We start from the raw sequence: 9,567 nt of genomic DNA, 5'->3' as shown, positions 1-9,567 counted from the left end.
TCCGCGTTGCCGGCTTCCGCGCCAGTCCCGAGGAGACGCCCCGGAGGGGCCCCACCCACCCCACCACCCGGCGGACGCGGCGGCACCCCCGGGGCCAGACGCACACCCCAAGCCCGTCCGGCGATTGAGGACGGAACCGGTCACCCCGGACCGGGGTGGGACCACGGGGCCCCGGCCCGCATCTGCCGGATCAGGGGTCCGCAGTGCCCCGAGGGGCGGAAGAAGGCCGTGCCTTCCGCACAATGGGCAGCATGGCTCCACACCACCTGACGGTCGGCTTCGACCTCGACATGACGCTCATCGACTCCCGGCCGGGCATCAAGGCCACCTACCGGGCACTGTCCGCCGAGACGGGGACGCCGATCGATCTCGACCTGGTCGTCAGCAGGCTCGGACCGCCGGTGGAGCACGAGCTCGCGAACTGGTACCCCGCGCACGCCGTGGCCGCCGCAGCCGACCGATACCGGGAGATCTATCCCGCGTACGCGATCACGCCGAGCCCCGCCCTGCCCGGCGCCCGGGAATCCGTCGCCGCGATCCGCGCACGGGGCGGCCGGACGATCGTCGTCACCGCGAAGCACGCGCCGAACGCCAGGCTCCACCTGGCACACCTGGGAATCGAACCCGACGAGGTCATAGGCAGCCTGTGGGCGGAGGGCAAGGGAGATGCGCTGCGCGAGCACGGGGCGGGCGTCTACGTGGGCGACCACACCGGGGACGTGCGCGGTGCCCGTACCGCCGATGCCCTGTCGGTCGGGGTCACGACGGGCCCGTGCGACGCGGAGGAGCTCCGGGCGTCGGGCGCGGATGTCGTCCTGTCGTCGCTGACGGAGTTTCCGTCCTGGCTGGACGCGTACGCGGCGTAGGCGTTTCACTCGTCCTGGGCCCGCTCCTCCCCCTTGGCCGCGCACTCCACCCAGAGCAGCATCCCGCCCTGCCCGGGCAGCCCACCGCGCATGGGGTACGCGCCCCAGCTCTCCGCGTAGAGGGCGACGAGGTACAGCCCGCGCCCGCGCTCGGCAAGGTCCGTCGGGGCCTCGGGGCTCCACCGGAAGGGGGCGGGGATGTGCGGGTTGGTGTCCCACACGCAAGTTCTATTTGCGCTGCATTCATGAAACTGCATGCAGATCCCCTCGTGTGAGTGATGAGTCGAACTCAACCTCGCCAAGGAGGAGTTACATGGCAGGCAGATCGGCCCCCACCGGTCGGCGCGTCCGAATCGCCACCGAACTGCGCAAATTGCGTGAGCGCGCTGGTCTCACGGCGACCGAGGCCGCCCGAGTGCATGGCATCAGCCAGGGCCAGCTGAGCAACATCGTGAACGCCAGGTTCGGAGTGAGTGGCGAGCGGCTGCGCGCCATGGCGCAGAACTACGACTGCTCCGACAATGCCTTCATCGAGGCCCTGGTCAACATGGTCCAGGACCGGAGACGCGGATGGTGGTCCGAGTACCAGGAGCTCCTGCCGAACCCTCTCCTGGACCTCGCGGAACTGGAGCACCACGCCGAGCGGCTGCGCGGCGCCATCACCGCACACATTCCTGGGCTGCTGCAGAGCGCAGACCACGCGCAAGATCGCGAAGTCGCTTGCAAGGCTGCCGTCTTCGATCATGCTGACGTCTTGCTCGCTGCCGTCTTCCCTGAGGATGCTCGTGTAAGAGCGTCCGCCAGTAGGTGCCGTGCCGGGGGGCGTAGCGGTGCAGGCACGGTTCGCCCGATCATGGAGTTCTCTGCGCTTCGTGATCACCGGGGGATCCGTGCCTGCCGTCCCAGCATGCATTCTCGACCCGATCCGCGACCAGTTCCTCGCCCTGCTGCCCGTCCGTGAGGACCGTCATCCGTGGGGCTGCCACAACCCGCGCATCAGCGACGCCGTGGTCTTTGGCTGCGGATACGAGCGCGCGGCTGACAAGGACTGTTCCGCCACCACGCTGCGGCGCCGCCGCGACGAGTGGATCGCCGCCGGGGTGATGGAGACGCTGAGGCTGCTTATTCTCGCCGCCTACGACCGCATGATCGGCCTCGAACTCGACCAACTGTCCGCCGACGGCTGCATCGCCAAGGCGCCCTCCGGCGGAGAGTGCGCGGGCAAGAGCCCCGTCGACCGAGCCAAACAAGGCGTCAAACGTTCACAGTTGACTGATGGGCAGGGAATTCCTCTGGTTACCGATCCCGCGCCGGCCAACACCCGCGACCACGCTCTGCTACCCGCTACCCGCTACCCGCTACCCTCGACCGCTTCGCCGACCTTCAAGCATCCCTGGGGCCGCTACCCGCTAGCCCGCGGCTGAGCCTGGACGCAGGCTACGACTACTGCATGGTCCACCAGGACCTGCCGGCGAGAGGGATCACTGGGCAGATCGCCAAGCGCGGCGCGAAGACTCCCATCCAGGCCGGCGGGCGCTGGGTGGTTGAACGCACGAACTCGTGGATGAACAACTTCGGCAAGCTCCGCCGTTGCACCGAGCGACGAAAAGCTCCGGTCGAGTTCTTCATCGCCCTGGCCAGCGCCATCATCACCGTCCGCTGCCTCATCCGACGTGCCTGCTAAAATGCCGGTCATCACGTAAGCCTTCTCGGTGCGGATTCCGATCCGCCGGGGAGGCTTTTTTTCATGCCCGGGGCCCGCCTGCCTCGACACCGGTGGACCCGCTTCGAGGTCCTCGCCCTGCCGAGCGACCTGAACGCGCCGCGCCCCACCCACCGGTTCTTTGTTCCAAGCCGCAAGAGGAGATCCACGTCATGAGTCCACAGACGAACACCGCGCCCGCCACGGATACTTGGCAACTTGGTGACCAGACCGTCAACCGCGTCGGGTTCGGCGCGATGCGCCTGACGGGTACCGCACCCTTCGACCGCGGCGTGCCGCGTGACCGCGATCGGTCGATCGGCGTGCTCCGGCGGGCGATCGAGCTCGGCGTGAACCACATCGACACCGCCGCGTTCTACTTCTCGGCGACGCGCTCCGCCAACGAGCTGATCAACCGGGCGCTGGCGCCATACCCGGAGGAGCTGGTCATCACCACCAAGGTCTGGCCGGGCCGCGATACCTCGGGCGCGTGGTGGTGGGCCGCGCCGGCGCAGTTGCGCGGCCAGGTCGAGGAGAACCTGCGCCAACTCGGTCGCGATCATCTGGACGTGGTAAACCTGCGCGTGCCACCGAGCCGGCGGACCGGCTCGATCGGCGAGCACTTCGGCGCGTTGGCCGAACTGCGAGATGCCGGGCTTATCCGCCACCTCGGCATCTCCAACGTCACGTCCGAGCAACTGACCGAGGCTCGGGCCATCGCCCCGGTCGTCTGCGTGCAGAACCCCTATGGGATCGGTGCGTCGAGCGAGGACCGGGCGCTCCTGCGGCTCTGCGGTGAACTCGGCCTCGCCTTTGTCCCGTTCTTCGCGATCGCCGGTTCCGGGCGCGAGGCGGGTCCGGCTGCCAGCGACCGCGAGGCGGTGTGCGCCGTCGCCCGCGCGCACGGTGTGTCCGTCGCGCAGGTCCGGTTGGCCTGGACCTTGCAGCAGGGGCCGCACGTGCTGGCGATCCCGGGGACCGGTGATCTGGACCACCTCGCGCAAAACGTGGCGTCCGGCGCGCTTCGGCTCTCGGAAGACGAGATGGCACGCCTCACCTCGCTGCGGCCGGCCGGAGCATAGCGGGGCCACTACCAGCCGGAATCCATCCCACCGGCCACCGCTCGCACTGAAAGGGTCCGCCAGCGCCCCCTACTGGCGGACCCTCTCATAGGAGTACACGTACACCTCATCCAGGAAATCACGGCGCTCCCGGATCACCTCCTCCAGGTCGAGGCCCTGGAGGAATCGGTCGACGGCACGAACCTCGTCCGGCGTCAGCAGCAGGAGGCTGTCCGGGTTGCACGCGCACCCTCCACCCTGCGGAAAACCGCAGGGTGGAGGGTGCGGAGAACCGCATAAGTTCGACGGCAATCCTCATACCGGCGCTGATCAGCGGTTTCTAGCGTGGTCAATGGATCGCGGCATCTGCCCGCGGCGACCGCCCCCGCAGCCTGGAGATTTCGAAATGGACCTCATGACCCTGGCTCTGCCTCAGAAACCCGCCAGCGGTATCGCGGGCTGGGCAGCCGACCTCGTGGACACCATGGGCGGCCCCGGCGCGGGCCTCGCCATCGCCCTGGAGAACCTCTTCCCACCGCTGCCCAGCGAGGTGATCCTCCCCCTGACCGGCTTCGCGGCCGGACAGGGCGTCATCAGCCTGTTCTCGGCCCTGTTCTGGACCACACTCGGCTCGGTGGTCGGCGCCGCGGTCCTCTACTGGATCGGCATGCTGTTCGGACGAGAGCGCATGCGCGCGATTTGGGCCAGGCTGCCGCTGGTCAAGACGTCCGACCTGGAGCGGACGGAGGAGTGGTTCGCCAAGCACGGCACCAAGGCCGTCTTCTTCGGCCGCATGGTGCCGATCTTCCGCAGTCTCATCTCCGTTCCGGCCGGCCTGGAACGCATGCCGATGTCGATCTTCCTGCTGCTCACCACCCTGGGCAGCCTGATCTGGAACTCCGTGCTCGTGCTGGCCGGCTACTGGCTCGGCGATCAGTGGGACCTCGTCGAGACCTACGTCGGGGTCATCAGCAAGGTCGTCCTCGTCCTGGTCGCGGCGGCCCTCGCTCTCTACATCGTGGTCCGCCTGCGCTCCCGCGGCTCCGCCCAGCATCGCCGTACGTCGTGACCAGTCCCCTTCTTACCCCGATCGAACGATCTTGCCCCGGCTGCGCCGCCCGACTAATCTCGGCGACCGTGCAGGGGGACTCGGCGGACTTCACCACCCGGCCCCTCCCAGCGGCGCTCAGACCCGCGCAACCGGGAGGTGAGCCTCCGGCGACGCCTTCTCCGGCGTTCCCGCGACGGGCCGCCGGCATCCTGCTCGGCTGTCTGACCGCGTTATGTGGACTGCTGTACTTCGCGGTCGTCGGCACCCTCCTCGGCCCCCTTCTGCTGTGGCCGCGCACCCGACGACACGCCCTCGTCGCCCTCATCGCCGGGGCCCGACGGCTGACGGGACTCGAACGCCGGCGCCGCTCGGTCTTCTTCGGGGACCGCTTCCCCGACCGCCCCGTTCCCGACCACCGGATCCTGCGCTACCTCGCCACCCGCACCTACGCCGGTCTGGTCACCGGCATCGTGGTCGGCCTGCTCGGCTTCGGCATTGCCCTGGCGGGGCTGCTCGTCGCGAGCCTTGTGCGGGGCACGCTCGGCTGGCGGGAGCTGCTCACCCAGGGGCTGCTCGGCGGGGTGCTGCTCTTCCTGGACGTACAGGGCCTGGTGTCGCTGGAGGCGCTCGACGCGCGTCTGGCCCGCGAGAACTTCGGTCCGTCGGAACGCGAGCTGATGCAGCGGCGCATCGACGAACTGGCCACCAGCCGGGCTGCGGTGCTCCAGGCCGTGGACACCGAACGCCGACGTATCGAGCGGGACCTGCACGACGGGGTGCAGCAGCGTCTGGTGGCGCTGGCCATGCTCCTCGGACGCGCCCGCCGGGGCCGTACGCCCGAACAGGCGGACAGCCTGCTGGAGCAGGCCCACCGGGAGTCGCAGGAGATGCTGACCGAACTGCGGGAAGTGGCCTGGCGGGCCTATCCGACGGCGCTGGACAACCTGGGGCTTCAGGAGGCGCTCGCCGGCGTGTCCGAGCGGTGCAGCATCCCCATCCGGATGGACTTCGGCCTCGCCGATCCGTTGCCCGCCGCAGTCGAGACCGCCGCGTACTTCGTCGTGTCGGAGGCCGTGACCAACGCGGCCAAGCACTCGGCCGCCACGGAGATCCTCGTGAGCGTCCGCGCGTACGGCCCCGTCCTCGTCGTCCGGGTCGAGGACAACGGCGTCGGCGGCGCGAATCCGGCGGGCAGCGGACTGACCGGCCTGCACAGCCGGGTCGGCGCGCTGGACGGCCGGCTGCACGTCCACAGCCCCTCCGGGGGGCCCACCACGATCACTGCGGAGTTGCCGTGCGCGTAATGCTGGCCGAGGACTCGACCCTGCTGCGAGAGGGGCTGGTCCGGCTGCTCACCGAGGAGGGGCACGAGGTCCTCGCCGCGGTGGGAGACGCCGTCGCCCTGCTGCGGGAAGTGGAGGCCCAACAGCCGGACATGGTCGTCGTGGACATCCGGATGCCCCCCACCCACACGGACGAGGGGCTGCGGGCCGCACTGGAGATCCGCAAGCGGTGGCCCGGCGTCGGGGTCCTGGTGCTGTCCCAGCACATAGAGCGCAACTACGCGGCACAGCTGCTGACCTCGAACGCGGAGCGGGTCGGCTATCTGCTCAAGGACCGGGTCGCCCAGGTGGAGGAGTTCCTCGACGCGCTGGAGCGGATTCAGGCGGGTGGCGCCGCCATCGACCCGGAGGTCGTAAGGCAGTTGGTGATCCGTACGACGCACAGCGACCCGCTGGCCCGGCTGACCCCCCGCGAGCGCAGCGTCCTGGAGACGCTGGCCCAGGGGCACACCAACGCGGCCATCTCGGAGAAGCTGCACATCTCCATGAGCACGGTCGAGAAGAACCTCAACACGATTTTCGACAAGCTCGAACTCGCCCACGCCGCGGGCTACAACCGCCGGATCCTGGCCGTACTGCGGTATCTGGAGTCGTGACGACAACGACGTGCCGGGCAGCGGAGATCCCGCCGCCCGGCACGTCGTTTTCGTCACCGGGTCGTCACTGGAACGAATACGGGTTCAGAGCGTCGTCGGGCCATTTTCTCCCCTCGAGTTTTGTCGCACCTCGGCAACTAATTGCCAAGGAATGTACGCCTTTAATTCGACGAGCTACACTCCGCGATCGACGAATATTCCAACCCGGAAGCTATTGCGCGGTCCTTTGCGGGTGCCGCTGATTCGCACGTCGAACGTAACGGGCCCGGGTTTTCCTGATCAAGATTTCCCCAGGGCAGTACGGTTTTCCGCAGGGCCGCACCTGCGGTTTTCCGCATGTTGAGCCTGCGGAAAGCAACGGCCGCCATGACGGTTTACCTCGTATCCGCACGCATGTCGGCGGACCTAGCGTTTTCCCCGTTGAGATCCGGCCGGCTTCCTGGGCCGGGCCTGGAGCAACGGAAGGAAGCAAGGTGCGAAAGAAACCGGCAACGGTACGGATTGCGCGATGGAGCGCCACCCATCCGTGGTCCGCCATCGGTCTCTGGGTCGTGTTCGTCGCCGCGTGCCTCTTCCTGGGCGGAGTGGCGGGTACGAACGCGATCAGCGACGAGGAGTCGGGGGTCCGCGAGTCGGGCCGCGCCGGCAAGATCGTGCACTCCGGTGACTTCCCCGAGAAGGCCGAAGAGAACGTGCTGATCACCGCCGAGGACGGCGGGAAGCTGGACCGGGCGGCCGGTCGAGCCGCGGCGGCGGACGTCGTCAAGCGGATGAAGGCGCTCTCCGGGGTGGAGAGCGTCGGTGAGCCGGTCGCCTCGCCGAACGGCAAGGCGCTGCTGGTGCCGGTCACCATGAAGGGCGACACGGAGAACGCCGACCGGCGGGTCCAGCCGCTGCTCGACGCAAGCGCGGCGGTCCAGAACGCCCACGAGGGCCTTCGGGTCGACGAGGTGGGCACCGGCTCGACGGCCAAGGGGCTGTCGGAGACCCTCGGCGAGGACTTCCAGAAGGCCGAACTGATCAGCGTGCCGCTGACCCTGCTGATCCTGCTCGTCGTCTTTGGCGCGATCATCGCGGCCGGCGTTCCCGTGGTGCTCGCGCTGTCCTGCGTCGGCGCCGCCATCGGGCTGTCCACGCTCGCCTCCCACGTGCTGCCTGAGACCAGCGCCGTCAGCAACGTCATCCTGCTCATGGGTATGGCCGTGGGCGTGGACTACTCGCTCTTCTACCTCAAGCGCGAACGCGAGGAACGCCGTGCCGGGAAGTCCGACGTCGACGCGATCGAGATCGCCGCGGAGACCTCCGGGCGCACCGTCGTGGTCTCCGGCACCACCGTGATCGTGGCGATGGCCGGTCTCTACCTGGCCAAGGAGGCGACCTTCGCGTCCCTGGCCACCGGCGCCATCATCGTCGTAGCGGTCGCTGTCCTGGCCTCGCTGACCGTGCTGCCCGCCCTGCTCGGCAAGCTCGGCCGCTGGGTCGACAAGCCGAAGGTGCCCTTCCTGTGGCGGCTGACCATGCGCTCCGGCGAGTCCCGGATGTGGCCCGCGCTGCTGCGCCCCGCGCTGTCCAAGCCGGTCATCACGCTCGTGGTGTCCGTGGGCGCGCTGCTCCTGCTGGCCGTGTCGGCCCTCGACATGAAGCTCAAGCAGCCGGGCTCCGACGATCTGTCCCGTGACATCCCAGTCGTCCAGGCGATGGACCGGCTGACCGCGGCCTTCCCCAGCAAGGGCACCGTGCACCAGGTCGCCGTCCGGGCGCCCACTGCGGAGGCCGGCGAGGTGAAGAGCGCGCTGAAAGGCCTGCTCGAACGCACCGCGGACAACAAGCTGTTTGCGCACGACTCGACGCCGACGATCAAGGAGTCGGCGGACCACCGTGTCCACACCGTCGACGTGGGCACGCCGTACCAGCCCAAGAGCGACGGGGCACGCGAGTCCCTGGACCTGCTGCGCGAGTGGGTGCAGCAGGCGATGGCCGACGTGCCCGACTCCGAGAGCGCGGTCGGCGGCAAGGTGGCGCAGGGGGTGGACTTCACGGGGCACCTGGAGGAGCGGATGCCCTGGGTGGTGGGCTTCGTCCTGCTGCTGACCTTCGTCACCATGGTCCTGATCTTCAGGTCGCTGGCCGTCGCGATCTCCGCGATCCTGCTGAACCTGCTCTCCGCGGCGGCCGCGTTCGGTGTGCTGGTCGGGGTCTTCCAGCACACCTGGGCGGAGAAGATCCTCGACTTCCACAGCTCGGGCGCGGTCGTCTCGTGGCTGCCGCTCTTCCTGTTCGTGGTGCTGTTCGGCCTGTCGATGGATTACCACGTCTTCGTGGTCAGCCGGATCCGCGAAGCCTCGCTGGCCGGTGCCTCGACCAAGGACGCCGTCCGTGAGGGCATCACCCGCTCGGCGGGCGTGGTGACCAGCGCCGCGATCGTCATGGTCGGGGTGTTCGCGATCTTCGGCACGCTGTCCATGGTGGAGTTCAGACAGCTCGGCGTGGGCCTCGCGGCGGCCATCCTGCAGGACGCCGTGATCATCCGCATCTACGTCCTGCCGGCGCTCATGACGGCACTCGGCAAGTGGAACTGGTGGCCCGGCGGAATCTCCGGCGGTAGCCGCGGCCCCTCGGCCCAGCTCCCGGACCAGGCCGGTCCCGCGCGGTACCGCGCCGAGGAGCAGGCGCAGTACGCTCGGTCCACCGCCCCGCAGCAGTACCGGCAGGAAGCGCCCCAGCAGCAGTACGAGCAGGGCGCGCACCAGCAGCCCTACCAGCAAGGCAGCCACCTGCAGCAGCAGTCGCGGCCCGGTCGGCACCGCCGTGATACCTCGCGACCTGACTACTACCAGCCGTAGGGCCAGGTCCCTAGGGCGTGTTTCGAAAGTCCCGCCTGCCAGGCGGCGTCTGGCACGCACGCTCGCTGCGTTGTCGGGCTCGCCCCGATACGCCCAGTATCGGGG

General features: G+C 69.0%; 8 protein-coding genes and 1 pseudogene. 8 read left to right on the top strand and 1 reads right to left on the bottom strand.

Annotated elements, in window-relative coordinates:
* Positions 1–251: 251 nt before the first annotated feature.
* Entirely contained in the window at positions 252–866 is a 615-nt protein-coding gene (locus tag AB0915_RS36340; RefSeq protein WP_366695250.1) for an HAD family hydrolase, read from the top strand.
* 5 nt (positions 867–871) lie between these two features.
* On the opposite strand, the gene AB0915_RS36335 is transcribed toward AB0915_RS36340, so the two are convergent.
* Entirely contained in the window at positions 872–1,087 is a 216-nt protein-coding gene (locus AB0915_RS36335) for a hypothetical protein (RefSeq protein ID WP_366695248.1), read from the bottom strand.
* 92 nt (positions 1,088–1,179) lie between these two features.
* On the opposite strand from AB0915_RS36335, the gene AB0915_RS36330 reads away from it, so the two are divergent.
* The 7 genes and pseudogenes from AB0915_RS36330 to AB0915_RS36300 all read left to right on the top strand — a co-directional run bounded on the left by AB0915_RS36330 (position 1,180) and on the right by AB0915_RS36300 (position 9,462).
* On the top strand, positions 1,180–1,827 hold the full coding sequence (locus tag AB0915_RS36330) for a helix-turn-helix domain-containing protein (RefSeq protein WP_366695246.1): 648 nt from the start codon (positions 1,180–1,182) through the stop codon (positions 1,825–1,827).
* Positions 1,757–2,550: pseudogene (locus tag AB0915_RS36325) on the top strand (transposase). Before AB0915_RS36330 ends, AB0915_RS36325 begins: the two are co-directional and overlap by 71 nt.
* Positions 2,551–2,741: 191 nt before the next feature.
* Complete coding sequence (locus AB0915_RS36320; protein WP_366695244.1) at positions 2,742–3,650, top strand: aldo/keto reductase; 909 nt, start codon at positions 2,742–2,744, stop codon at positions 3,648–3,650.
* 385 nt (positions 3,651–4,035) lie between these two features.
* Positions 4,036–4,698, top strand: a complete 663-nt coding sequence (locus AB0915_RS36315) for a DedA family protein (RefSeq protein ID WP_366695242.1) — start codon at positions 4,036–4,038, stop codon at positions 4,696–4,698.
* A 188-nt stretch (positions 4,699–4,886) separates the two neighbouring features.
* A complete protein-coding gene (locus AB0915_RS36310) occupies positions 4,887–5,984 on the top strand; it encodes a histidine kinase (protein WP_366695254.1) in 1,098 nt (365 codons plus the stop codon).
* On the top strand, positions 5,984–6,619 hold the full coding sequence (locus tag AB0915_RS36305; RefSeq protein WP_366695252.1) for a response regulator transcription factor: 636 nt from the start codon (positions 5,984–5,986) through the stop codon (positions 6,617–6,619). The genes AB0915_RS36310 and AB0915_RS36305 overlap by 1 nt, the downstream gene beginning before the upstream one ends.
* Before the next feature lie 473 nt (positions 6,620–7,092).
* Entirely contained in the window at positions 7,093–9,462 is a 2,370-nt protein-coding gene (locus tag AB0915_RS36300) for an MMPL family transporter (RefSeq protein ID WP_366695240.1), read from the top strand.
* Positions 9,463–9,567: the final 105 nt, after the last annotated feature.

Source organism: Streptomyces sp. NPDC048411 (genome assembly GCF_040704695.1).
In the GTDB taxonomy this organism is placed as follows: domain Bacteria; phylum Actinomycetota; class Actinomycetes; order Streptomycetales; family Streptomycetaceae; genus Streptomyces.
Note: the sequence above shows the minus strand (reverse complement) of the source record. Positions and strands in the feature narration are given on the sequence as shown.

Excerpts from the sequence above, each read along its gene's own strand:
- AB0915_RS36320 (WP_366695244.1), top strand. The coding sequence starts at position 2,742 with ATGAGTCCACAGACGAACACCGCGCCCGCCACGGATACTTGGCAACTT.
- AB0915_RS36330 (WP_366695246.1), top strand. The coding sequence starts at position 1,180 with ATGGCAGGCAGATCGGCCCCCACCGGTCGGCGCGTCCGAATCGCCACC.
- AB0915_RS36305 (WP_366695252.1), top strand. The coding sequence starts at position 5,984 with ATGCTGGCCGAGGACTCGACCCTGCTGCGAGAGGGGCTGGTCCGGCTG.
- AB0915_RS36340 (WP_366695250.1), top strand. The coding sequence starts at position 252 with ATGGCTCCACACCACCTGACGGTCGGCTTCGACCTCGACATGACGCTC.
- AB0915_RS36315 (WP_366695242.1), top strand. The coding sequence starts at position 4,036 with ATGGACCTCATGACCCTGGCTCTGCCTCAGAAACCCGCCAGCGGTATC.